The organism is Actinoplanes sp. NBRC 101535 (assembly GCF_030269225.1).
GTDB lineage: Bacteria > Actinomycetota > Actinomycetes > Mycobacteriales > Micromonosporaceae > Actinoplanes > Actinoplanes rectilineatus.
In genome coordinates this window covers 91983-115479 of sequence record NZ_BSSY01000009.1, presented here as the reverse complement: position 1 = coordinate 115479, position 23497 = coordinate 91983, and the positions used below count along the sequence as shown (strand labels likewise).

24 protein-coding genes are annotated in these 23497 nt (G+C 70.8%); 13 read left to right on the top strand and 11 right to left on the bottom strand.

What is annotated here, in order from left to right; translation table 11 throughout:
• Nucleotides 1-43 precede the first annotated feature (43 nt).
• The 6 genes from QSK32_RS24905 (at nucleotide 44) to QSK32_RS24880 (ending at nucleotide 5616) form a co-directional block, all read left to right on the top strand.
• The gene (locus QSK32_RS24905; RefSeq protein WP_045743071.1) at nucleotides 44-319 is read left to right on the top strand and encodes an isoamylase early set domain-containing protein; all 276 of its coding nucleotides are present in this window, start codon (nucleotides 44-46) and stop codon (nucleotides 317-319) included.
• Between the two features lie 65 nt (nucleotides 320-384).
• Nucleotides 385-990 (top strand): NAD(P)H:quinone oxidoreductase, encoded by a 606-nt coding sequence (gene wrbA, locus QSK32_RS24900; protein WP_285473328.1) that lies wholly within the window; start codon nucleotides 385-387, stop codon nucleotides 988-990.
• Between the two features lie 36 nt (nucleotides 991-1026).
• A complete protein-coding gene (locus QSK32_RS24895; RefSeq protein ID WP_285473327.1) occupies nucleotides 1027-1824 on the top strand; it encodes a thymidylate synthase in 798 nt (265 codons plus the stop codon).
• Between the two features lie 8 nt (nucleotides 1825-1832).
• Nucleotides 1833-2315 carry a dihydrofolate reductase gene (locus tag QSK32_RS24890; protein WP_245673990.1) on the top strand — a complete coding sequence of 161 codons (483 nt, stop codon included), beginning with the start codon at nucleotides 1833-1835 and terminating at the stop codon, nucleotides 2313-2315.
• A 59-nt stretch (nucleotides 2316-2374) separates the two neighbouring features.
• Nucleotides 2375-3394, top strand: coding sequence for a glycosyltransferase family 2 protein (locus QSK32_RS24885; protein WP_285473326.1), 1020 nt, complete (start codon nucleotides 2375-2377; stop codon nucleotides 3392-3394).
• Nucleotides 3391-5616 carry a hypothetical protein gene (locus QSK32_RS24880; protein ID WP_285473325.1) on the top strand — a complete coding sequence of 742 codons (2226 nt, stop codon included), beginning with the start codon at nucleotides 3391-3393 and terminating at the stop codon, nucleotides 5614-5616. The genes QSK32_RS24885 and QSK32_RS24880 overlap by 4 nt, the downstream gene beginning before the upstream one ends.
• On the opposite strand, the gene msrB is transcribed toward QSK32_RS24880, so the two are convergent.
• On the bottom strand, nucleotides 5597-6001 hold the full coding sequence (gene msrB / locus QSK32_RS24875) for a peptide-methionine (R)-S-oxide reductase MsrB (RefSeq protein WP_045743065.1): 405 nt from the start codon (nucleotides 5999-6001) through the stop codon (nucleotides 5597-5599). The two genes, QSK32_RS24880 and msrB, sit on opposite strands and share 20 nt — an antisense overlap.
• 75 nt (nucleotides 6002-6076) lie before the next feature.
• Between msrB and QSK32_RS24870 the strand changes: the two genes are divergently transcribed.
• The 3 genes from QSK32_RS24870 (at nucleotide 6077) to ligD (ending at nucleotide 8297) form a co-directional block, all read left to right on the top strand.
• Entirely contained in the window at nucleotides 6077-6553 is a 477-nt protein-coding gene (locus QSK32_RS24870; RefSeq protein WP_045743118.1) for a hypothetical protein, read from the top strand.
• A gap of 89 nt (nucleotides 6554-6642) precedes the next feature.
• Nucleotides 6643-7200: a hypothetical protein gene (locus tag QSK32_RS24865; protein ID WP_052720523.1), complete on the top strand. Its 558-nt coding sequence runs from the start codon at nucleotides 6643-6645 to the stop codon at nucleotides 7198-7200.
• 68 nt (nucleotides 7201-7268) lie between these two features.
• The gene (gene ligD, locus QSK32_RS24860; RefSeq protein ID WP_045743064.1) at nucleotides 7269-8297 is read left to right on the top strand and encodes a non-homologous end-joining DNA ligase; all 1029 of its coding nucleotides are present in this window, start codon (nucleotides 7269-7271) and stop codon (nucleotides 8295-8297) included.
• Here the strand turns inward: ligD and QSK32_RS24855 are convergent.
• The 3 genes from QSK32_RS24855 to QSK32_RS24845 all read right to left on the bottom strand — a co-directional run bounded on the left by QSK32_RS24855 (nucleotide 8278) and on the right by QSK32_RS24845 (nucleotide 11586).
• A complete protein-coding gene (locus QSK32_RS24855; RefSeq protein ID WP_045743063.1) occupies nucleotides 8278-8751 on the bottom strand; it encodes a GNAT family N-acetyltransferase in 474 nt (157 codons plus the stop codon). The genes ligD and QSK32_RS24855 overlap by 20 nt on opposite strands.
• Nucleotides 8748-10313, bottom strand: coding sequence for an alpha/beta hydrolase (locus QSK32_RS24850; RefSeq protein ID WP_045743116.1), 1566 nt, complete (start codon nucleotides 10311-10313; stop codon nucleotides 8748-8750). The genes QSK32_RS24855 and QSK32_RS24850 overlap by 4 nt, the downstream gene beginning before the upstream one ends.
• A 205-nt stretch (nucleotides 10314-10518) precedes the next feature.
• Entirely contained in the window at nucleotides 10519-11586 is a 1068-nt protein-coding gene (locus QSK32_RS24845; protein ID WP_045743062.1) for an ATP-dependent DNA ligase, read from the bottom strand.
• A 110-nt stretch (nucleotides 11587-11696) separates the two neighbouring features.
• Between QSK32_RS24845 and QSK32_RS24840 the strand changes: the two genes are divergently transcribed.
• Together QSK32_RS24840 and QSK32_RS24835 are read left to right on the top strand one after the other, a co-directional pair.
• Nucleotides 11697-12506 carry a MerR family transcriptional regulator gene (locus QSK32_RS24840; protein ID WP_245673989.1) on the top strand — a complete coding sequence of 270 codons (810 nt, stop codon included), beginning with the start codon at nucleotides 11697-11699 and terminating at the stop codon, nucleotides 12504-12506.
• A 5-nt stretch (nucleotides 12507-12511) separates the two neighbouring features.
• Complete coding sequence (locus QSK32_RS24835; RefSeq protein WP_045743060.1) at nucleotides 12512-13441, top strand: transglutaminase-like domain-containing protein; 930 nt, start codon at nucleotides 12512-12514, stop codon at nucleotides 13439-13441.
• Nucleotides 13442-13757: 316 nt separating this feature from the next.
• On the opposite strand, the gene QSK32_RS24830 is transcribed toward QSK32_RS24835, so the two are convergent.
• From QSK32_RS24830 to abmR, 3 genes are all read right to left on the bottom strand, one after another.
• Nucleotides 13758-14135, bottom strand: coding sequence for a DUF3037 domain-containing protein (locus tag QSK32_RS24830; RefSeq protein ID WP_045743115.1), 378 nt, complete (start codon nucleotides 14133-14135; stop codon nucleotides 13758-13760).
• The gene (locus tag QSK32_RS24825; protein ID WP_045743059.1) at nucleotides 14132-14854 is read right to left on the bottom strand and encodes a HipA family kinase; all 723 of its coding nucleotides are present in this window, start codon (nucleotides 14852-14854) and stop codon (nucleotides 14132-14134) included. Before QSK32_RS24825 ends, QSK32_RS24830 begins: the two co-directional genes overlap by 4 nt.
• A 223-nt stretch (nucleotides 14855-15077) precedes the next feature.
• Nucleotides 15078-15629 (bottom strand): ATP-binding transcription factor AbmR, encoded by a 552-nt coding sequence (gene abmR / locus QSK32_RS24820; RefSeq protein ID WP_045743058.1) that lies wholly within the window; start codon nucleotides 15627-15629, stop codon nucleotides 15078-15080.
• Between the two features lie 648 nt (nucleotides 15630-16277).
• Here abmR and QSK32_RS24815 point away from each other — a divergent pair.
• Complete coding sequence (locus tag QSK32_RS24815) at nucleotides 16278-16625, top strand: histone-like nucleoid-structuring protein Lsr2 (RefSeq protein WP_045743057.1); 348 nt, start codon at nucleotides 16278-16280, stop codon at nucleotides 16623-16625.
• A 595-nt stretch (nucleotides 16626-17220) separates the two neighbouring features.
• On the opposite strand, the gene QSK32_RS24810 is transcribed toward QSK32_RS24815, so the two are convergent.
• Nucleotides 17221-20238: a putative bifunctional diguanylate cyclase/phosphodiesterase gene (locus QSK32_RS24810; RefSeq protein WP_045743056.1), complete on the bottom strand. Its 3018-nt coding sequence runs from the start codon at nucleotides 20236-20238 to the stop codon at nucleotides 17221-17223.
• A gap of 83 nt (nucleotides 20239-20321) precedes the next feature.
• Here QSK32_RS24810 and QSK32_RS24805 point away from each other — a divergent pair, with 83 nt between their 5' ends.
• On the top strand, nucleotides 20322-20957 hold the full coding sequence (locus QSK32_RS24805; RefSeq protein WP_045743114.1) for a class I SAM-dependent methyltransferase: 636 nt from the start codon (nucleotides 20322-20324) through the stop codon (nucleotides 20955-20957).
• Nucleotides 20958-21072: 115 nt separating this feature from the next.
• Here QSK32_RS24805 and QSK32_RS24800 read toward each other — a convergent pair whose 3' ends face one another.
• The 3 genes from QSK32_RS24800 to bioD are packed head-to-tail and all read right to left on the bottom strand — an operon-like array spanning nucleotide 21073 to nucleotide 23289.
• Nucleotides 21073-21810: an HAD family hydrolase gene (locus tag QSK32_RS24800; protein ID WP_285473324.1), complete on the bottom strand. Its 738-nt coding sequence runs from the start codon at nucleotides 21808-21810 to the stop codon at nucleotides 21073-21075.
• Nucleotides 21810-22562, bottom strand: a complete 753-nt coding sequence (locus tag QSK32_RS24795; protein WP_157411070.1) for an ROK family protein — start codon at nucleotides 22560-22562, stop codon at nucleotides 21810-21812. Before QSK32_RS24795 ends, QSK32_RS24800 begins: the two co-directional genes overlap by 1 nt.
• Nucleotides 22563-22581: 19 nt before the next feature.
• Nucleotides 22582-23289 (bottom strand): dethiobiotin synthase, encoded by a 708-nt coding sequence (bioD, locus tag QSK32_RS24790; RefSeq protein WP_045743113.1) that lies wholly within the window; start codon nucleotides 23287-23289, stop codon nucleotides 22582-22584.
• Nucleotides 23290-23497 lie beyond the last annotated feature (208 nt).

The following is a 23497-nucleotide window of genomic DNA, read 5'->3' as shown; positions in this document are numbered from 1 at the left end:
TGCCGTTATACGGATTGGGGTCCGGGTCGTTTTTGGAGGACACATGATCAAGCGCAGCAAGCTCTTCGGGAACAAGACCCGGGTGACCTTCTCGCTGCCCGCCGACGAGCCGGCCGGGACGGTCAGTGTGGTCGGCGACTTCAACGACTGGCAGCCCGGGCGGCACGAGATGCAGGTCCGGCGCAACGGTACGCGGACCGTCAGCGTCCCGTTGGACCCCGGCCACTACAAGTTCCGCTACCTGGCGACCGACGGCGTGTGGCTCGACGACGAGCAGGCCGACGTGGTCGGGCCGCATGGTAGCGAAATCCGCCTATAAGCAGTTCACCGCCCTCGCCGAGGCTATTCGCTTGATCGGTAGCCGAATCTGCAGAGGGAGCCACCGTGGCTGACGTCAAGCTCACGATCATCTACTACTCGTCGACCGGGACCGTGCACGGCATGGCCGAGCGGTTGCGCGACGCGGGACAGAAGGCGGGTGCGGAGGTACGCCTGCGTCAGGTCCCGGAACTGGCCCCGAAGGAGGCGATCGCCTCGAACGCGGCCTGGAGTCAGCACTTCGACCGGACCAAGGACGAGCCGAAGGCGACCGCGGACGACGTGGTCTGGGCCGACGCGGTGTTGATCGGCACCCCGACCCGGTACGGCAACGTGTCGAGCCAGCTCAAGCAGTTCATCGACACGCTCGGACCGCAGTGGGGGCAGGGTCTGCTGGCGAACAAGGCGTATGCCGGGTTCACCGCCTCGATGACCGAGCACGGCGGCCAGGAGTCGACGCTGCTCGCCCTCTACAACACGATCTACCACTTCGGCGGTGTGGTGGTGGCTCCCGGGTACACCGATCCGCTGAAGTTCGCCGACGGTAACCCGTACGGTGTCTCGCACGTCACCGGCGGCGGTAACGACACGCCTCTCGGTGACGCCCAACTGGCGGCCCTGGATCATCTGGCGACCCGGATTGTGACGATCGCCGGGAAGCTGCGCGCCTGATCGCGGCGGTCCCCGCCGGGGCGCTAGGTTTTCGCCATGGCCGTCGACACCCAGTACGAAGACCTGCTCCGGCGGGTGCTGCAGTCCGGCACGCCGAAGGGCGACCGGACCGGCACCGGCACCCTCAGCGTGTTCGGGGAGACCCTGCGCTACGACCTCTCCCAGGGGTTCCCGCTGATCACGACGAAGCGGGTGCACTTCAAGTCGATCGCGGTGGAACTGCTGTGGTTCCTGCGCGGCGAGACGAACGTGGCGTGGATGCGCGACCAGGGCGTGACCATCTGGGACGAGTGGGCCGACGCCCAGGGCGAGCTGGGGCCGGTCTACGGCCACCAGTGGCGGTCCTGGCCGTCGTCGTCCGGCCCGGTGGACCAGATCTCCGAGGTCGTCGAAGCGATCCGGACGAACCCGGACTCGCGGCGGATGATCGTCTCCGCCTGGAACGTGTCCGACATCCCGGAGATGGCGCTCGCGCCGTGTCACGCGCTGTTCCAGTTCTACGTCGCCGGCGGCAGGCTGTCCTGCCAGCTCTACCAGCGCAGTGCCGACCTGTTCCTGGGCGTGCCGTTCAACATCGCCAGTTACGCCCTGCTCACCCGGATGATCGCGGCCCAGGTGGGCCTGGAGCCGGGCGACTTCATCTGGGTCGGCGGCGACTGCCACATCTACACCAACCACCTGGACCAGGTGAACGAGCAGCTGACTCGGGAGGCGTACCCGTTTCCGGAGCTGACGATCGCGCCCCGGGCGAGCCTGTTCGAGCACGAGTTCGCCGATTTCACCGTGGTGAATTACCAGCACCACCCGCTGCTGCGGGCACCGGTCGCGGTATGACGATTCACATGATCTGGGCACAGGCCCGGAACGGGGTGATCGGCGCGAACGGTTACATTCCGTGGCGCGTCCCCGGCGAGCAGCAGATCTTCAAGGACCGGACGATGGGCGCGGCCGTGGTGATGGGCCGCGCCACCTGGGACTCGTTGCCCGAGCGTGTGCGCCCGTTGCCGGGCCGGCGCAACATCGTGCTCACCCGAGACCCGGCGTGGACCGCGGCCGGCGCCGAGGTCGTGCACTCGCCGGACGACGTCACGCTCGACGAGTTCTGGGTGATGGGCGGTGCCGAGGTCTACCGGGCATTCCTCGGACGGGCCGACCACATCGTGCGGACCACCATAGACTTCGATTCTGAGGGCGACGCGTACGCGCCGGACCTCGGACCCGGCTGGATCGTCGCGGCGAGCACCGGTCCGGTCGTCGCTCCCGACGGCCAGAAGTACTCGGTGGACGATCTGGTGCGTTCCGCTGGACAGCCGGGAGACACCTGACGGTCGTCTTCCGCGGGGTACTTCTGCGGCCGGCTGCGGAGTCTCTGGGGGACGGAATCATGCTGATCCTGTCGGTTGTCACCCCGATGTACAACGAGCGGGAGGCGGTCGACCACTTCGTCGCCCGCCTCCGCCCGGTCCTGGACGGCCTGGACGTGACCTACGAGGTGGTGGCCGTCGACGACGGCAGCCGGGACGCCACCGTGGCGCGGCTGATGGAATTGCGTGACGGCTGGCCCGCGCTGCGGGTGGTCAAGCTGCGCCGCAACGTCGGCCACCAGCCGGCCCTCGCCGCCGGCCTGCGCGCCGCCCACGGCGAGTACGTGGTCAGCATCGACGCCGACCTGCAGGACCCGCCGGAGATGATCGGCGAGATGCTGGCCAAGGCGCGGGCCGAGGACCTCGACGTGGTGTACGGCGTCCGTGACGACCGCAGCGCCGACACCGCGTTCAAACGGGGTACCGCGGGGGCGTACTACTGGTTGATGCGCCGGCTGCTCGGTCCCTGGGTCAGTGGCCAGGCCGGTGACTTCCGCCTGATGAGCCGGGCGGTCGTGGACACCCTCAACGACCTGCCCGAGCAGCAGCCGGTGTACCGGCTGGTGGTGCCGTCGCTCGGCTTCCCGGCCGGTGAGGTCGGATACACCCGGGCGCAGCGGGTGGCCGGCACCACGAAATACCCCCTGACCAGGATGGTCAAGCTGAGCGTGGACAGTGTCACCGGCTTCTCCGCCGCGCCGCTGCGGGTCGCCACCTGGCTCGGCCTGGTCACCTTCCTGCTCTGTCTGGGCCTGATGGTCAGCGGGATGGTCGCCTGGGCGTCCGGCGTGGTGGTGCCCGGCTGGACCTCGCTCTACATCGTGATGCTGCTGCTCGGCGCGGTGCAGCTGATCTGTCTCGGTCTGCTCGGCGAGTACGTCGGCCGGATCTACGCGGCCACCCAGCGGCGTCCGCGGTTCCTGGTCGCGTTCGACACCGACACCGACACCGACACCGACACGGGCACCGGCGACCGGACGGTGCTGCCGGTGGAGCCGCACGAGAACGTCAGGCCGTCGCCGGCGTCCACCCTGCGGTGAGCGTCGCCGTCCTCGCCGCCTTCACGGCGTACTCGATTCTCTGTATCACCCTGCCCGGCACCCTGATCCGGCGTGCCCTGCGGGGCGGCGCCGGTCTTCTGCCGGTCGACGCGGCTCTCGGCACCGCTGTCGGACTCGCCGTCGAACTGCCGGTCTATCTGCTCTGCCGGGCGCTGGGCGTCCCGCTCGCCGTCCTGGCCTGGCCGGTGGCCACCGTCCTGGCGTTCGCCGCGGTGCCGCGACTGCGCCGGTTCTGGCGCGGCAGCGGCCGGCGGCTCCCGCGCGGTGTCCTCGCCACGGCCGGCGGGGCGCTGACCTTCACGATGCTCACCGCGTCGATGGGGGTGTTCCGGTGGAACGCGCTCGACGAACCGGCCGCGTCCGGGATGCACGTCGACCTCCCGTTCCAGATCGCCCTGGTCGGACTGCTCAAGCACGACGTGCCGCTGGACACCCCGTGGGTGGCCGGCACCGGGCTGGACTACCACTGGTTCGTCCACGCGCACGGCGCCGCGGCGAGCTGGATCACCGGCGCCGAGCCGCAGGTGCTGGTGATGCGGCTGCTGCCGGTGCCGCTGATCGCCGCGTTCCTGCTCGCGGTCCCGGCCCTCGTGCACCGGATCACCGGTCGGTGGTGGCCGGGGAACGTGGCGGTGACGATGACGCTGATCGGCGCGGTGACCGTGCCGACGGCGTGGACCGGTAGACCCCTGGACGCCGGGGTGATCACCGACAACCTGTGGGTGAGCCCGACGCAGACGTACGCCGCGCTGCTCTTCGTGGTCCTGATGACCGTGCTGCTGGACCTGTTCCGGGGTGCGGGCGGCCGTGGGTCCTGGGTGTTGTTCGTCGCGCTGACCGGTGCGCTGGCCGGTGCCAAGGCCACCTTCCTGCCGATGCTGCTGTGCGGCCTGGTGGTCGCGCTGCTCGTGCGCCTGGTCCGCCGGGAGCCGCCGGGGCCGGAACTGCCGGCCCTGCTGGTCACCGGAGGCTGGCTGGGGTTCGCCCAGATCGTCCTCTTCGGTACGGGCTCGCAGGGCACCGAGATCCACCCGCTGCAGACGGTCAAGTTCGCCCCGCTGGGCTGGGCGGTGCTGGGGCGGCAGGGCCCGCCGGACGACTGGCCGGCGCTGCTGGTGCTGACCGGGGTCGCGCTGCTCGCGGTGATGTTCGGCTGGGCGGGCATGGTCGGTCTGCTGCGCTGGGAGTTCCGTGCCGACCCGATCGTGCACGTGATGCTGGGGTTCGCGGCGGCGGGCGTGGGCGGAATGCATCTGCTGGCACACCCAGGGCTGAGCCAGACCTACTTCGGGCGGTCCGCTACGCCGTACCTGGCGATGCTGTCCGCGATCGGGTTGTCCGCGCTGCTTCCGGCCGGCCGCCGGCCGCCGCGCCTGTTCACCGGGCTGGTGGTGGCCGGGGTGGTGGCGGTCACGGCGGCCCTGATCGGGGTACGGGCGACGGCCGGGCACGATCCGCCGGCGAGCCGGTACTTCGCCTGGACGCTGGGGGAGGCGGTCCGGCCGTACCTGGTCCTGGCCGCCGCGGTCGGCGGGATCGCGCTGCTGGTGGTCCTGGCGGCCCGGGCCGGTGGTCTGGACCGGGACCGGATCCTGGCGGCCGGGGCGATCGTGGTGGCTGCCACCGCGCTCGCCAGTGGGGTGATCGGCACCCGGCCGGTGGTGACCGGTCTGCTGAGCGCCGACCCGATGCGGGAGCGGGTTCTGCCCGGTGGCCCGCGGGCCATGCCGCCCGGGGCGATCACGGCCGCGCGCTGGCTGCGGGACCACTCCGATCCGCACGACCGGGTCGCGACCAACAGTCACTGCCGGCTCGGCGCGGGACCGTGCGACAGCCGGGACTTCTGGCTGGCGGCGTTCGCCGAGCGGCAGGTCGTGCTGGAGGGCTGGAGTTACACCGAGCCCGCCTTCGCCAGTGGCGGGCTCTACGGTCGTACCCTCTATCGCAGTGTGTTCTGGGAACCGGAACTGCTGGCGGCCAACGACGAGGTCTTCCACGCTCCCACGGCCGAGCGGGTGGACGCCTTCACCCGGGAGCACGACGTCCGGTGGCTGGTCGCGGTCGGGAACACCACGATCCCCGATCCCGGCCGCCGGGGTCTCCGCGCCGCTGACCCCGGCCTCGGCAGGTTCGCCGATCAGCGTTTCCGGGCCGGGGACGTCACGGTCTACCAGGTGCGCCCTACTTCGGGTCCAACCTGATCGACAGGCTGTTCACGCAGTGCCGGGTGTTCTTGGCGGTGAAGCCCTCGCCCCGGAAGACGTGGCCCAGGTGCGAGTCGCAGCGCGCGCAGCGGATCTCGACGCGGACCATGCCGTGGCCGCGGTCCTCGATCTCCTTGATCGCGCCCGGGATGGCGTCGTCGAACGACGGCCAGCCGCAGTGGCTGTCGAACTTGGTGTCACTCGGGTAGAGCGGTGCGCCGCAGGCCCGGCAGTCGTAGACGCCCTCGGTCTTGGTGTTCACGTACTCCCCGCTGAACGCCGCCTCGGTGCCGGCTTGCCGGAGCACCCGGAACTCGTCGGGGTTGAGGCGGATCCGCCACTCGTCCTCGGTGGTCGGCAGGGTGGTCTCATCGGTTGCCATGCCATCAACGGTACGTCGTGACCCGTGTCGCACCCGGCGTGCGGCCACGGCGCCGGCCGGTCCGTTGAGCCGTCTATGGAAGCTGCATCCCCGGCTACGTTCCGGCCGACCTGGCAGCAGGTTCTCGGCCATGCTCTGTACCTCGGCGCGCTGAGCGCGTCGGCGAGCCTCGCTACGGGGGTGATCCTCAGCATCGTCTGGCTGGAACCGGACGAGCCGCCGGGATGGGTGTGGCCGCTGCTGCTGGTGCTTCCGGGACTCCTCGGCGCGGCGCTCGGTGCGGTGTCCGGTCGCCGGGTCGGCGTCGAGGTGGGGGTGCGCGGCATCCGGACCGCCTCCGAGGAGGCACCGTGGAGCCAGGTGGTCGATCTGCGGGCCGAGCGGCGGGGGCGGCGCAATGTCGTCTCGGTCTATCTGGACTCCGGGGAGAGTGTGCAGTTGGCGGCCCCGTACAGCGGGGGTCTGTTCGCCGCTGATCCGCTTTTCGAACTTAAAGTGTTCCGTTTGTCGCATTTGTGGCGAAGTCACCGTTTTGGTGGTGTTCCTAGTTGATGACGCGCCGAGGGATGATTTCGGATAAAACGGGCAATCATCGCTAAGCTGCCGTGCGGAACCATTCAGCCACAGAACGGATACTCCTCATGAGCATTTCGCGTCGGCTGGCCGCCGGACTTCCGGCGGTCGGCGCCACCGTCTTCGCCGCCCTGGCCCTGACCGGGGCGCCGGCCCTCGCCGCCGAGACCGCTGCTCAAGGTGCCCCGGCCGCCATGACCAGCCCCGAACCGGCGAACACCCGGGGCAACGCCGGATACGGCACGGAACAGCCGGCCGCACCCACCGGAGACGTCCGGGGCAACTCCGGATACAGCAGTGTGAGCCCGGAGACCCCGGCGCCGACCACCTCCGCGCCCGCCCCGGCGACCAGCGCGCCCGCCGTCGCGCCGGCCACCAGCTCCCCGGCGCCGAACGACCTCGGCCCCACCGGCGGCGTCGCCTCGGCCCCGGGCAGCGGCGTCGACGCGGCGACCTTCACGCCCAGCCCGGACCAGAGCGTCGGCGGCGCGGGCGTCGACTCCGGCAGCTCCGGCGGCACCCTGCCGCTCACCGGCGCCCCGCTCGGCGGGACCCTCGCCCTCGGCGGCCTGCTGGTCGCGGCCGGCGGCGCGGCGGTCTACTACACCCGGCGTCGCCGGGCCTGATCCGATCAGGAGGGAGGGGAGGCCGTCGACGGCCTCCCCTCCGGCCTTCCGGCGTCTAGGGTCGGGGCATGCCGAAAGCCGTCGCGGAAGAGATCGAGGTCGCCGGGCACACCGTGCGGCTGAGCAGCCCTGACAAGATCATGTTCCCGGAGCGCGGCTACACCAAGCGCGACGTGTTCGACTACTACCTGGCCGTCGGCGACGGCATCCTGCGCGCGCTGCGCGACCGCCCCACCACCCTGCAACGCTTCCCCGACGGACTGGCCGGCGAGACCTTCTTCCAGAAGCGGATCCCCACCCGCGGAGTCCCCGACTGGATCACCACCGCCACGATCAGCTTCCCCAGCATGCGCACGGCCGACGAACTGTGCCCGGCCGACCTGGCCCACGTGGCCTGGGCCGCGCAGATGGGCACCGTGGTGTTCCACCCCTGGCCGGTCCGCGCCGCCGCCCCCGACCACCCCGACGAACTGCGCATCGACCTAGACCCGCAACCCGGCCTCGGCTTCACCGACGTGGTGTCGACCGCCGGCGTCGTCCGCGAGGTGCTCGCCGAACTGGGCTGGACCGGCTTCCCGAAGACCTCCGGCGGCCGGGGCGTGCACGTCTACGTGCGGATCCGGCCGGACTGGTCCTTCGTCCAGGTGCGCCGGGCGGCCATCGCCCTGGCCCGCGAAGTGGAGCGGCGCAACCCGGCCGGCATCACCACCTCCTGGTGGAAGGAGGAACGCGGCGACCGGGTGTTCCTCGACTACAACCAGATGGCGCGGGACCGGACGATCGCCTGCGCGTACTCGCTGCGCGCCAACGCCCGGGCCACCGTGTCCATGCCGGTGACCTGGGACGAGCTGGACTCGGTCGCACCGGACGACTTCGACCTGCGGACCGCGCCGGCCCGGTTCGCCGCGTCGGGCGACGCCCACGCGGCGATCGACGACGTCGCGTACGACCTGACGCCGCTACTGGACTGGGTCGACCGGGACGAGAAGGCGGGCCTGGGCGACCTGCCCTACCCGCCGGACCACCCGAAGATGCCCGGCGAGCCGAAACGGGTCCAGCCGTCGAAGAACCGCGATCTCAAAGCCCTCGAAGAGTGAGCTTCATGCCCTCGTGGGACGCCTCGAACCCCAGCTTCTCGTAGAACCGGTGGGCGTCGGTGCGGCGCTTGTCCGTGGTGAGCTGCACGATCCGGCAGCCCCGCTCCCGGGCCCGGTCCACCGCCCAGCGGATCAGCTCGCCGCCCAGCCCCCGCCCGCGCAGCCGCGCATGGATCCGGACCGCCTCGATCTGCATCCGCTCGGCGCCGTCACGGCTCAGCCCGGGGATGAAGGTGAGCTGGCAGGTGCCGACCACCTCGCCGTCCTCGACCGCCACCACCAACTCGTTGCGGTCGTCCGCGTCGATCGCCTCGAACGCCGCCCACACCCCGGCGTCCACGTCCTCCCCGACGACCCCGAACCCGCGCTGCCGCGAGATGTCGTCGTCGGCGAGCAGGCCGAGGACCGCCGGGACGTCGGCGCGGGTGGCCGTGCGGAACTCCACCGACGTCACTTCGCCGGGCAGCGCAGGCCCACCTGGGGCGCACGCAGATCGATGAGGTAATCGTCCACCGCGTCGACGATGCAGGACGTCGACGGGTACGCGGTGTGCCCCTCGCCCTCCCAGGTCACCACCTGCCCCACGCCCAGCATGTCGGCCAGGTCGGCGGTGTTCTCGTACGGCGTCGCCGGGTCGCCGGTGGTGCCGACCACCAGGATCGTCGGCGCGCCCTTCGCCTCACCGGACGGGTAGGCGTCCCGCTTGCCGGGCCAGGAGACGCACGGCAGCATGCCGACCGCCAGCGGCGCACCGAACAGCGGGTACTTCGTCCGCCACTCGCTCTGCAGCCTGCGGATCTCGTCGAGACCCGGCACGTCGTCGGCGTCCGTGCAGTTCACCGCCAGGTTCGCGTCGAACATGTTGGTGTAGCTGCCGTCCCGGCCCCGCTCGGCGTAGCCGTCGGCCAACTCGATGATCCCGGCCGGGTCGTCGTCCTGCAGATCGGCGATGGCCTGAGCCAGTTCGGTCCAGCCCGACTCGGAGTACAACGAGGAGATCAGCCCGGTGAAGATCCAGCCGGCGCTGACCTCACGGCCGTCGGCCGACCGCAACGGAGACGTCTTCGCCGCGGCCAGCGCGTCGGTCACCGCACCCCGGGCGTCCGGCGCGATCGGGCAGCGGGCCGCCGCCGTCGCACACCACGCCGTGAAGTTGGTGAAAGCCCGCTCGAAGCCCTTCGCCTGCGCTTCCGACCTCTGGATGTACGTCTCCGTAGGATCGACCGCACCGTCCAGCACCAGCGCGCGGATGTTCTGCGGGAACAGTTGCGCATAGGTGGCGCCGAGCAGCGTGCCGTACGAATAGCCGAGATAGGTGGTCTTGGGGTCGCCGGTCGCCTGACGCAACGCGTCCATGTCCCGGGCGGTCTGCTCGGTGGAGAAGTACTTCAGCTGATCGCCGTACTTGGCGCCGCACGCGGCACCGATCTTCTTGTTCAGCGTGACCAGCTGATCGAACTCGGCCTGACTCGCCGGATCCGGGTTCGCCGCGAAACTCGCGTCCTGGTCGTCGTCGGGGATGCACTTGACCGGGCTGGAGCGGCTGATGCCCCGCGGGTCGAAACCGATGATGTCGAACCGGTCGGTGACCTCGGTGGGCAGACCACCGAGCGACTGGCCGAAGGAGAGGTAGACCGCGTAGTCGACACCGGAGGCGCCCGGCCCGCCCGGATTGAGCATCAGCGAACCGATCCGGTTCTTCTGCCGGTCCGAACGGATCCGGATCATCGAGATGTCGTACGTCTCGCCGCTCGCGGTGTTCTCCCAGTCGCGGGGGACGGCGACCGTGGCGCACTCGTAGGTCATCCCGGAGGCGGCACGGCCGACCAGATCGCGGGGTACGTCCGGGCAGGGCGTCCACTGGGCGAGCGCGCCCGGGGTGGAGGCGCCGCCGGAACCGGACGGGCGCACCGGGTCGTCGGCGCCGGTGGGCGCGAACGTGGGCAGGGTGCAACCCGCGGTGGCGACGATCACGGCGGTTAGGAGCCCGGTGACCAGGCGGGAGCGACGATCCACGTTCACGACCCTATCCGGTGCTTTCGTCCTTGCTCGGTGCCCGGCCTCTTCCTCGTCTCGTCTTCTCCTCGTCGACGGCTGGTCGGAACCGCCGTTGTCAACGGCTCGTTCAGGGCCGTCTCCGTGAACGGCTTGCTCAGGGCCGTATCCGTCAACGGCTCGTTCAGGGCCGTCTCCGTGAACGGCTTGCTCAGAGCCTTCTCCGTCAACGGCTTGTCAGGACCTCGGCCAGGTCGAAGCGCACCGGGCGCTCCAACTGCTCGTAGGTGCAGGTGCGGGGATCACGGTCCGGTCGCCACCGTTCGAACTGGGCGGTGTGCCGGAACCGGACACCCTCCATGTAGTCGTAGCGCACCTCGACGACCCGCTCCGGGCGCAACGGCGTGAACGACAGGTCCTTGCCGGCGTTCCAGCGGCTCACCTCGTTCTTGCGCGGGGTGCGCTCGCCCTGCTCGTGGGCGGCCCAGTTCCACGGGTGCCCCTCGAACTCGGTGACCAGCGGCTGGAGTTCCGCGAACAGCTCCTCACGGACCTTCATCGGGAACGCGCCGATCACGCCGACACTGACCAGGACACCCCGCTCGTCGTGCAGACCGAGCAGCAGCGAGCCGATCCGGTCGTCCGCGGACTTGTGAACGCGGTAACCGGCCACCACACAGTCGGCGGTCCGCTTGTGCTTGATCTTCGACATCACCCGCTTGTCGGGCTGGTAGGTCAGGTCACGGGCCTTGGCGATCAGGCCGTCCAGGCCGGCGCCCTCGAACTCGTCGAACCAGCGCCGGGCGGTGTCGAGATCATCGGTTGCCGGCGTCACGTACACCGGCGGGGGTGAATCCTGAAAAATGCTCACCAGGCGCTCACGCCGCTCACTGAACGGCCGGTCGGTGAGATTCTCGTCGCCGATCGCCAGGAGATCGAAGGCGACGAAACTCGCCGGGGTCTGCTCGGCGAGCAGCCGGACGCGGCTGGCCGCCGGGTGGATGCGCTGCTGCAGGGCCTCGAAGTCGAGAGTGTTGCGCCCGGTGTCGGCCACGATCACCTCGCCGTCGACCACCGCCCGCTCCGGGAACGCCGCCAGCACGGCGGTGACCAGCTCGGGGAAGTACCGGGTCATCGGTTTCTCGTTGCGGCTGCCGATCTCCACCTCGTCGCCGTCGCGGAAGACGATCGACCGGAACCCGTCCCATTTGGGCTCGTAGAGCTGACCCGGCGGGATGTCGGCGACCGGCTTGGCGAGCATCGGCTTGACCGGGGGGTTCAGCGGCAGCTGCATCCGCCCAGTCTGCCGGGAAATCTTTCCGCCGGTTGTCCCTTTACTCGTCCCCTGGGGCAGGGTTCACCATCGTTCGCATGGGACAGCAACGGCCTCGTCACCTCTCCTCCATGACGATCGGGGATTTCAGCAGGCGCACCGGACTCTCGGTCAAGGCGCTGCGGATCTACGAGACCACGGGGCTGCTCGTGCCGGCTTCGGTGAGCCCGGCCAGCAACTACCGGTGGTATCACCCCGACCAACTCGTGCTGGCCCACCGGATCGGCCACCTGCGGAGGCTCGGCATGCCGCTGACCGTCATCGCCGAGATCGTCAACCGGCCGGAGCCGGAGTTCGTGGGCCGGCTGGACCGCTGGTGGGCCGGCGAGCAGGAGGCGATGGCGGCCCGGCAGCACAGCTACACCTGGTTGCGGAGCCTGCTGGCACACGGGTCCGAGCCGGAGTTCCAGCACGAGGTGCACACCCGCCTTCAGCCCCAGCGCAAGGTCGCCACCATGCGGGCCGAGACGGATCAGGACGGCCTGGTGCCCGCGATCAACACGCTGGAGTGGGCGATCCGCGACACCCTCGACGAGCAGCACGCCGTCACCACCGGCGAGCACTGGGTGATCTACCACGGGATCGTCACGCCGGAGAGCACCGGATCGATCGAGGTGTGCGTGCCGTTCACCGGACCGGTCGAGCCCACCGGCCGGGTCACCATCCGGATCGAGCCGGAGCGCCTCGTGGCATACACCGAGGTGAGCCGGGACGACACCTTCCACCCGCGCATCATGCGGGCCTACCAGGCGGTCGAGGAGCACGTTGTGGGCGCCGGGATGTTCCGGTCAGCGCCGGTCCGCGAGATCTACCTCGACTTCTGGGAGCGGCTCTCCGGCACCGACCCGTTCGTGCACGTCGCACAACCTTTCGAAGGGTGATACCGATGGACTACACGCGACAGACCGCCTACTCCGACCCCGGCCGTCACCTGGGCCGCCTGTCCGCCCTGCCGGAGGACGTCGCCGGCATCGCGGCCGCGGTGCGCAACCTGGTGGTCCACTACCGCGCCTCCGGGATCGACTTCCCACCCGATCGACTGGCCGAGATCAACAACCGCTGGGTCGAGCGGATGCTCGACTCCTGCCACCTCACCGGACCACTCGACGAACCGCTGGCGGCCACCGACCGGATCGTCGGGTGCTGCCGTGACTTCACCCTGCTCGCCGTGTCGATCCTGCGAGCCAGGGGCATCCCGGCACGCAGCCGGATCGGCTTCGCCGACTACTTGGAGGCCGGGTTCCACGGCGACCACGTCATCGCCGAATACCACGACGGCAGCCGCTGGATCGCCACGGACGCGCAGCTCGACCCCGCCGCGGGGTTCCCGGTCGACGTCGCCGACGTGCCGCTCGCCCCGGGCGGATTCCGCACCGCCGCGCAGGCCTGGCGGTCGATCCGGCGCGGCGAGGAGGACCCGGCACTGTTCGGGGTCGGCCGTGGCAGTCCGATCGGCGGTGCCCGCCTGGTCCGGCAATATGTGTTGAACGAGGTGGCGCACCGGTTCGGCGACGAGCTGCTGCTCTGGGACATCTGGGGTGATCTGGCGACGGCCGCCGACGAGCTGGGCGACCGCCCGTTCGATGCGGCGTGGGAGGACCTGCCGGCCGCGGATGCCGGGGACGTCGCCGTCATCGACGAGATCGCCGGCTTGCTGCTGGCGGCCGATGGCGGTGATCAGTCCGCGGAGGGCAAGCTCGCTTCGCTGTACGCCTCGGACGCCCGGATCCGGCCCGGTGACACGGTCAGTTGCCACTCGCCCAGTGGCTCGCGGGCCCGGGTCGATCTGCGTCGTCGCGCGGTCGACGTGTTCTGAGCGGATTCGACGTGCGTCGTCGGTCCCGAGCCGGGGCCGATCTGTTCAGGGCGTGGCTGACCTGTTCCGGGCCGATCGGTTCAAGGTAGGGCTGACCTGTCCCGGGCAGGGCTCTGCCCTGTTCCGGGCAGGGCCGAGGTGTTCCAAGCGGGGTCGACTTTGCGGGGCTGATGTTTGCGAGGAGCATCCACTGGTTTCGTGACCGATTCAGCCGTGCCGCGTTTTGTGGCTCCGGCGGGGTCGGCCACACCGCAGTCCTCACGGCTATCTATCAGACCAGCAGTTCGACTATCTATCAGGCCAGCAGTTCGACTATCTATCGGACCAGCAGTTCGACGAGCCTCTCCAACTCGGCGGCAGGGTCAGCGGCCAGACCCATGTGGACCGGACCGGCCCGCAGGATGGTGCTGCGCGGAGCGACCAGCCAGCGGAAACGCTCGCCGAGGCGCATCTCGGCGGACGCTCCACCGCCGAGGCAGGTCTTCTCCCACGAGGCCAGCGCGGTGGCGACCGCCGTGACGTCGGCGGCCGGGTCCAGGGCGCGCAGGCGGGTCTCGTCCAGGTGGGTGCCGGCCGACAGGAAATCGTGCCGCTGGGAATACAGCAGCACGCCGACGTTGATGGTCTCGCCGCGTTCGATCCGGGGGACGGCCTGGATGATCGCGTACTCGTAGGGGGTCTTCGTGGAGGTCACGGCAGCCACGCCTCCGGCTGGGCGGCGCGTTCCGAGAGATGCTTCAGATAGGCATCGCCGTCGCCGTCGTCCAGCCACTCCTCGGGCACGAGAGCGACCACCTCGGCCAGCAGCTCCGGGGTGATCCGGGCGGCCAGGCGCGGCCCCTCGGTCGCGAGCGCGGTGGCATACGGCTTGAGGACGTGATCGTCCCAGCGGTACGCGCGGTGCACCACGTTCGCCGCCCGCGGCCAGTTGTGGTGGAAGTAGAGCGTGGCGCCGTGGTCGATCAGCCACAGCTCGCCGTGCCAGATCAGCAGGTTCGGGTTGCGCCAGCTGCGGTCCACGTTCTCCACGAAGGCGTCGAACGCGAGAACCCGGCTGGCCAGCCCGGCCTCCACCGGGTGGGCGTTCGGGTCATAACCGAGGGAGCCCGGGAGGAAGTCCATGCCGAGGTTGTTTCCGGCACTGGCCTTGATCAGCTCCTGGACCTCTTCGTCCGGCTCGGCCCGCGCCACCACCGGATCCAGCTCCACCCGGGTCAGCTCCGGCACCGGCAGCTCCAGCCGCCGCGCCAGCTCCCCCGAGATCACCTCGGCGACGAGGGCTTTCGGGCCCTGACCGGCGCCGCGGAACTTCACCACATATGTCCCGAGGTCGTCGGCTTCGACGACGCCGGGCAGCGAGCCGCCTTCACGGAGAGGAGTGACGTAACGGGTGGCGGTGACCTGACGAAGCACGCTGCCCAGCCTACGGTCCCCGGCAACCACTTTCCGCCGCCGACCCTGCCGCCGGGTCCGCCGCTGACCCCGTCGGCGGGCCGCCGCTGACCCCCGCTGCCGGGCCCGCTGTCTGCCGGTCAGGGACCGAAAGCCCTCGTCGCCGAGCTGAGTGGGCCGGGCAGGCCTCAGGCTGGTGCTCCGCGGCCTGCCCGGGTGGGGTCTTGTCGGGTGGCGGGCTTTGTCAGGTGGTGGGGCCCTGGCGGCGTAGTTCGTCCACCTGGGTCATGGCGTTGCGCAGGTCGGTCAGCCAGTCCTCGGTGTGGCGGCCCACCAACTTGACGCACCAGGCGAGGGCTTCGGAGCGGGACCGGGCGACACCGGCGTCGACCAAGGTGTCGAGGACCTGTCGCTCCGGCTGGCGTAGGCGGGTCATCACGGGGGCGGCCAGGTGGGTGAAGAGTTCGGCGGTGTCACCGCAGCGCAGGCCCCAGGCGACCTTGCGCTGGTAGCGGTGCTCGACCTGGCGGGCCACCCGGATCCGGGCGTCCCGGGTGTCCTCGCGGAACTGGGCGATCCGGCCGCCCTGCCCGGCGGCCCGGTCCGCCTCGGTGGCGTCGGCTCCCAGCTCCGGCGGTGCCAGCCGGCCCCAGATGATGATCTCGTCGCGGTCGATGACGACTTCGGGCGGCTCGGTGAACCACCCGTCCGGAACGGCACCGGTGATCCAGGCCGCGGCGTCGTCGGCTTCGGGTGGTTCGGTCCGCCCGCCGGGCGGAGCTACACGGATGCGCATGTCCAACCTCCCCAGAAGTTACTTGATTACATGCTTACACCGTTGCGGGCGCCTCCGTCCCGCCCGTTCACGCTGAGCGAACGCCGAGCCGGACTGAGCCGGACTGGGCTGGGCCGAGCCGGACTGGGTCGGGCCGAGCCGGACTGAGAGCCGGACTGAGTCAGGCCTTGGCTGCCGGGTCAGACCGGCTCTCAGTCGGCCCACGTCGGTCCGGAGATTGCTTCTACCTGCCGTATTCGGTGCCGGCCGGTTCGTTCCCGGTGGCGTTCTTCCGCCGAACGGCCTCGCATTCTCGGTGCGCGGCGTAGCAGGGCAGCGAAGGGCGTCCACCGAGGATTGCAGCTGGAGGGTTTTGCGGCGGTATGTCGTGGAGCGGCTCCCGAGATGCCGGGAAATCAGTATCGTCGGTGACGCTGGGAGCGCTCCCGGCGCTGATCACGTGACGCATTCACAGGTTCGAAAAGGGGCCGTGTCCGGCCGGTTCGGTAGGCCGCCGATCGCAGTGGCAATTGCGACATGCCAAGAGGGGCAATTTGCACTGGATACCGGGGGCGCGACAGAATGAATGCGACGACGACGATTCGGGGCCTAGACTCCGCGCGGGCACAGCCGTCAAACCGAATGACATCGCTGTAGGAGCGAAGACACATGGCCAAGCAGATTATTACCCTTCTGACCGACGACCTCGACGGCGGCGAGGCCGACCGCACCGTCGAATTCGGGCTCGACGGCGTCAACTACACGATCGACCTGTCCGAGAAGAACGCCGGCAAGCTGCGCAAGGCCCTCGAGCCCTACCTCACCGCGGCCACCCGTCTCGGCCGCAGCGGTGGCGTTCCCACCGCCGCCCGCCGGGTGGCGCCGGTCGCGTCGAGCCGGTCCAGCCGTGACCAGAACCAGGCCATTCGCGAGTGGGCCAACAAGAACGGGCACAACGTCTCCGAGCGGGGCCGCATCCCGAGCAACGTCGTCGAGGCCTACCACGCCAAGCGATGACCGTCGAGAAACGGCGTCGCCCGGTGGGAGCCGGTGGCGCCGTTTCTCCGGCTGACCTGCCCCTGAAATGCGGCCCGTCGCCGACGGCTCAGTGATTGCGGCCGCAGCCCGGCAACGGCCGCCGGATTGTGGCGGCAGGTCGGCGACAGCCCCTGGATTTGTGGTGGCAGGGCCGACATCGGTTGCCGGATTGGGGCCGTCGGTCGACGACGACACCGTGATTGTGGCCACCGGGCGGCGACGGCTTCCGGATTTGTGACCGGGCGATGCGGAACGGCGACGGCCCCGGATTTGTGGCGGATCACCCCAGGGGCATCCCCGGATCACCCCCGGATCACCCCGGAACGGCTGCGGATCTCGGATTTGTGGCCGGTCACCCCACAGAACGGCAACGGCTCCGTATCGTCGTTCCGGACAAGTATCGTTCCGGGGAATCCGTGCCGCGCGGAACCCGCCGTGATAGTGGGCGGCGGCCCGGACGGATTTCCGCGAGCACTTTCCCGGGCCGGCGGTCACTTTCGGCGCGCCCGGGTTGGCGGTTACTTTCGGCGCGCCTGGGAGGGTGGTCACTTTCGGCGCGCGTACCCGCGGATGTTCAGACGGCCAGCGGCTCGGCGTTGCGCAGCCACGCCAGCACCTCGGTCGGCCCCAGCGGGCTCGAGAACAGGTACCCCTGCCCCAGCGGGCACCCCATGTGCCGCAGCACGTCCCGGTGCTGCTCCGTCTCGATGCCCTCCGCCACCACCGTCAGGCCCAGCGACTGGGCCAGGCTCACGATCCCGCTGACCAGCGCCAGCGGCTGCGGGCTGGTGACCATGTCGTCGATGAACGTCTTGTCTATCTTGATGACGTTGATCGGGCGCTGGCGTAGGTAGCTCAGTGACGAATAGCCGGTGCCGAAGTCGTCGATGGCGATCCGGATGCCCATGTCGCGCAGGGTGGCCAGATCGGTCCAGATCCGCTCGTCGTCCTTGACCAGCAGCGTCTCGGTGATCTCCAGCATCAGGGCCTGCGGCGGCACCGCGTACTGGGCCAGTGCACCCCGTACCTGGTCCACGAATCCGGCTTCCCGGAACTGCCGGACCGACACGTTGACGCTGACGTACGGCGCCGTCCCGGGCGGCAGGATCCGCTGCCATCCGGCGAGGGTCCGCAGCGACTCCTCGAGTACCCAGCGCCCCATCGGGATGATCAGGCCGCTCTCCTCGGCGACCTCGATGAACTGGTCCGGCGTGATGATGCCCTCGCGGGGATGCTGCCAGCGGACCAGCGCCTCGAAGCCGACCGCCGCTCCCGAGCCGAGATCCACGATCGGCTGGTAGTGCAGCAGGAAGTGGCCCTCGTTGACGGCGTGGTCGAGTGCCGACCGCAGTTCCAGCCGGGCCACCATCTCGTTGTGCAGGTGCGCCTGGTAGCGCCGCCACTGGTTCTTCCCGGCGCCCTTGGCCACGTACAGCGCCAGGTCGGCCTGGCGCAGCAGCTCGTCGGCGTCGTTGGCCTCCGGTGTCGTGGTGATGCCGATGCTCGCGACCGCGTACAGCGGTTTCGCATCGGTGACGACCGGTTCGGCGAGGGCGGCCAGGATCCGGTTGGCGGTCTCCTCGACGGCGCCCGGGTCGTTGACGTTCTCCACCAGGGCGGCGAACTCGTCGCCGCCGAGCCGGGCCGCGGTGTCGTCGGCCCGCAGCGATCCGGCGATCCGGTGGGCGACCTCGATGAGCAGCTGGTCGCCGACGGCGTGCCCCAGGGTGTCGTTCACGATCTTGAAGTCGTCCAGGTCGATGAAGAGCACGCCGACCACCGAACCGTCGCGGGCGCTGCGGGCCAGGGCGTGCTTGAGCCGGTCGGTGAAGAGCACCCGGTTCGCCAGGCCGGTCATCGCGTCGTGGAAGGCCTGGTGGGTCAGTTCGCGTTCCAGGTTCCGCTGCTTGGTGACGTCACGCATGGTGATGACCAGGCCGGACACCGTCGGTTCGGCGCGCAGGTCGCGGCAGTGCATCTCCAGCAGGGCGTCGGCGCCGTGCGCGCGGAAGTCCAGTTCCTGCATCACCTGCTCGCCCTCGCGGACGGCGGCCAGCACCTCGGCGAGGCGCCCCCGCTCGTCCGGGTGGATCACCTCGGGCAGCCGGATACCGCTCGGGTCGTTGCCGAAGACGCCGACCGCGGACGGGCTGGCGTACTGGATCCGGTCCTCCTCGTCCAGGATCGTGATCACGTCGGCGGTGTTCTGGATCAGCGTGCGGAAGTACGTCTCACTGTTGCGCCGGGCCACCTCGTGCCCGAGGGCGATCCGTTCCAGGGCCAGCGCGACCTGGCCGGCCAGCACCTCCACCGACTGTTGCAGAGCCAGCAGCGCCCAGGTCGGCGCGCCCACGTGCAGGACGCCGACCAGCGGGTCACCGGTCGGCCGGTCCTTGAGCACCAGCGGGCAGCGCAGCGTCTTGGTGAACTGGGTCAGGCGTACCGCCACCGCCCAGTCCACGTCCCGGGTGGTGACCAGGCGGGCGGCGGTGCCGGTGGCCCGGTCCACCGCGGACTGGGCCGCGCCCTCCGGGGACGGCGGCTCCACCTGGGCGATGGCGATCGCCAGCACGACACCGTGCGGGACGTCCCCGGGGAGCAACTGGGCCACCGCGGTGCGTACCGCCAGACCCACGCCCTCGTTGTCGACGGCCGAGACCAGGGCGGCGGAGGCCCCGCGCAGGGCCCGTTCGCGGGCCAGCGCCTGCCGGTGACTCGTCATGATCCCGGCCATCCGGGCCAGCACCAGCAGCAGCATCAGCATGCTGAGCGCGGCCACGCCGGTGAGGCCGCCGGCCGCGGTGTCCCGGTACATCTTGACGACCAGCACCGCCGGGGCGGCCAGCGCGGCGAGCCCGAGCAGGGCCAGCCGGGACCGGCTGTCCTCGGCGGCCGGCTCCTGCGCGGCCCGGGTCAGTTCGGCCATCGTCGGGAGCAGCGCGGCCAGGCCGGCGGTCAGGTAGACGGCGAGGTGCCCGTACAGCGGCGAACCGGCCACGTCCGAGACCAGCAGGACCAGGGTGCCGGTGCCGAGCCAGTGCCCGGGGGCGACCAGCCGGCCGGGCATGGTGGCCAGCCGGATCAGCAGGCCCAGGCAGAGCAGGTCGGCCAGTGGCATCGCCAGGTCGGCCCAGTTGAGGCCGGCGTCGACCATCCGCGGGCCGACGACGAACGTCCAGATCATCAGGGCCACGCCGGACGTGACGGTGAGCGCGTCCAGCAGACCGGCCCGGTCCCGGGCGGCGTTGGTGCGCCGGTGCACGAAGGTGGCCAGGGCCAGCGCCAGCAGCGGGTAGGAGAGCAGCAGCGCCCCACTGCCCACCGGCACCAGCCACGTCATCCGGGTGGTCAGCCAGGGCGGGGCGTCGACGGCCGCGCCGCCGGTCGCGGAGAGGGCCATCGAGCCGGCGAGCACCCACCACGGGATGCGGTCGTCGGGCCGTCCGGCGCGCATGCCGACGATCACGGCGGCGACCGCGGCGATGCCGGCGATCAGGCGTACCGCGCTCTGCCACGCCTCCTCACGCCCGAGCGTCAGGGAGAGCGCCAGCATGCCGGCGCCGAAGAGGGCAGCGGGCCACCGTGTCGGCACTCCTGCCCCCTCCCGAAGAACCCCGATGACGGGCTGATCGGCCCGCCCGGCGTGTGACTGAGCGAAACCGGCACAATCGGGAGGTGCATTTGGAGTTCGTCCACGCCCATACCGTGCCGTCACCGGTTCCCTTCGTTCCCGAGGTCACCCTCCATCAGGCCGCGGAGCCGATCGCGCTCTGGGAGGCGACCGAGGCGGGCGGCGCGTCGCAGCCGCCCCCGTTCTGGGCGTTCGCCTGGGCGGGTGGTCAGGCGCTGGCGCGGCACGTGCTCGACGATCCGGACCTGGTGGCCGGGCGCAGCGTGCTCGATCTGGCGACCGGCTCCGGTCTGGTCGCGGTCGCCGCCGCCCTCGCCGGGGCGCGGCCGGTCACCGCCAACGACATCGACCCTCTCTCGCTGGCTGCCGCTCAGGCCAATGCGCAGATCAACGGGGTACGCGTAGAAGCCGTCGAAGAGGACCTTCTGGACACGGACGAGCAGTTCGGGGTGGTGCTCGCCGGTGACGTGTTCTACAGCCGGGAGATGGCCGGACGGGTGCTGCCGTTCCTGCGCCGGGCGGCCGGGCGTGGCTCGCTGGTGCTGGTCGGCGATCCGGGGCGGGCGTACCTGCCGGAGGGCCTGATCGAGCGTGCCGTCTACGACGTGCCGGTCAACGAGGAGCTGGAGAGCGTGGCGATCCGGCGCACCACGGTCTGGCAGGTCGTCGCCGCTCGGTGACCCGGCGGGAGTGCGGGCGGGCATGAGCCGGCGGCCTGGGACGGCCGGGAGGTGACTCCTGGCCGGTCGCGTCGGGTCACGGGACTCCCGCCCCGCTCGTACGAGACAGGGGGCGTCAGGAAGTCGCCCGGAGTGCGGTGAGCAGGGTGTGGCCGTCGGTGACCTCGAGGTCGGGGGCGGGCCAGGCGGCGGGGTCCTCGGCGTCGGTGCGGGCGGAGCGCATCAGGACGGCGTGCCCGGCGTCGGCGCGGCGGGCGCAGAGGATGTCGCGGCGGCGGCTGTCGCCGACGAACCAGCAGTTCGCGGGGGAGACGCCGAGGAAGTCCGTGGCGTTCCAGATCATCTGCGGGTTGGGTTTGCGGACGCCCGCCTCGTCGCTGTAGACCTGAATGCCGAAATATCGGGACAAGCCTGCTTTGTCGAGGAAGTCGCGGTGCGCGGCGCCGGCCAGCGTGTTACTGACCACGGCCATCGGAATGTCCGCGCCGGCCAGGAATTCCAGCACGTCCGGAATGCCCGGGCGCACCACCCAGTCCTGCCAGGCCCAGTCGTAGCTGAGACGCGCGATGGACGTCCGGATCCACGCCTGCGCCGGCGCCGGCCAGTCGTGGATCACGAACTGTTCCCAGACCTCCGCCTGCGGCATCTCGTCCGGATGATCCTCGTCACGCCACCGCGCGTAGGCCGCCGCACCCTCGGCGAACGACCGCTGGATCCGGCCCGGCGCGAGCGTGCCCTTGATCAGGTTGTAGACCCGCAGGACCAGCTCCGGCGGTGCGGACCGGCCGGTCGGCGCGGCGTCGGCCAGCACGCCGCCGAAATCCAGGAGCACCGCCCCCGGACGCGCGGACATCAGCGCTGACCGAGGGTCCAGGCACGCACCCCGCCGACGATTCCCGCAGTGTTCGGCACCACCACCACATCGTCGCCCATCCGGGCCAGCTGCGCGGGCGTGATCAGGCGGGAGTTGCCACCGCCGAGGTAGACCCGGTCCCACATGAAGACCGGCCGCAGACCCTCGATCACGTTGCGGACCCGGCGTGACCAGAGCGCGTCCCCGAGCCGCCGGCGCTCGTGCTCACCGATGTAGGTGTCGTAGGACATCCCCCAGCGGATCGGCGCCTGCGACATCTCCAGGTGCGGCGCCAGCTCGCCGCCGTCGAACAACGCGCAGCCCAGCCCGGTCCCCAGGGTCAGCACCAGCTCGCAGCCGGTGCCCGCGACCACCCCCGCGCCGTGCACCTCGGCGTCGTTGAGCACCAGGGTGGGCAGGCCGAACGCGTCGGCCAGGGCGGTCCGCGCGTCGAACCCGGTCCACGCGTCCACCAGCTCCGGGTCGACCTTGGTCCGGGGTCCGCTGCGGGTCACGTAGTGCGGGGTCGCCACCACCACACCGTGCCGGATCATGCCGGGCATCCCGACCGTCACCCGGTCCGGTTTCGGCAACTGCTCGCCGAGGCCGACGAGCGTCTTCACAAAAAGCTCAGGGGGAAGCGGGTACGGCGTCGGGACCCGGATCGGATGCGCCCGCATCGTGCCGGCCTCGTCCAGCACCGAGCCCTTGATACCGCCGCCGCCGCAATCGATCGTCAGGGTGAAAGCCACGCCGCCAGTCTGCATGACCTCATCCTGCCTCCTCCGCCCAGACGCGCCAGTTGTCGAGTACGCCATGCAGCGCGGGCGTCAGCCACCCCGGAGCGGACCGCCGGAAGACCCCCGGATCCATCGACCCGGCACCCGACGGCAGGGCTCCGACCAGGTGCGGGACCAGCTCGCCGAGGTTCGCCCAGTGCACCAGCTCGGGCTCGTGCGGCCAGGCGCCGAGGATCACCTTGGCGGTCACCCCGCGCCGGTTCAGCGCCTCCAGGGTCAGGGCGGTGTGGTTCAGGGTGCCGAGACCGGCCCGCGCGACGACGAGCATGCCGGAACCCAGCGTGGTGGCCAGGTCGGCGAACGTCCACGGCTCGCCGGACGGGCGCAGGCCCATCGGGACCAGCAGGCCGCCGGCCCCCTCGACCAGGACCAGATCGTGCTTGTCGGCCTCGGCGCGGACCGCGTCGACGACGTCGAAGAGATCGAGCGGGGGGAGATCGGCGACCTTGGCGGCGGCGAGCGGGGCGAGCGGCTCGGGGTACTCGGCGAGGGTGCGCACGGTCTCCGGCCCGGCCAGCCGGGTGATCACGTCGGCATCGGTGGGCGCGCCGGTCGCCGTCCCCGTCTGACCGGGTTTGATCACGGCGACGCGAAGCCCGGCCTGCTGGGCGGCAGCCGCCACGGCGGCGGTCGCGACGGTCTTGCCGACCTCGGTGTCGGTGCCGGTGACCAGCACGATCCCATGCCATTCGCCGAGGTCCGGCCGGGCGCCGCGAGCCTGTGGTCCCGGTGCCGGAGTCGCTTGCGGCTCCTTCGGGGGTACGGGCGGAGCCTCCGTCCCCGGACTCCCGCCGTGCGACGGCAGCGGATCGGGTTCCCGGCGCTCGGCGGTGACGGTCGGCAGGCCGTGCCCACCGCTGCGGATCAACAGGGGACGGGGATGGGGG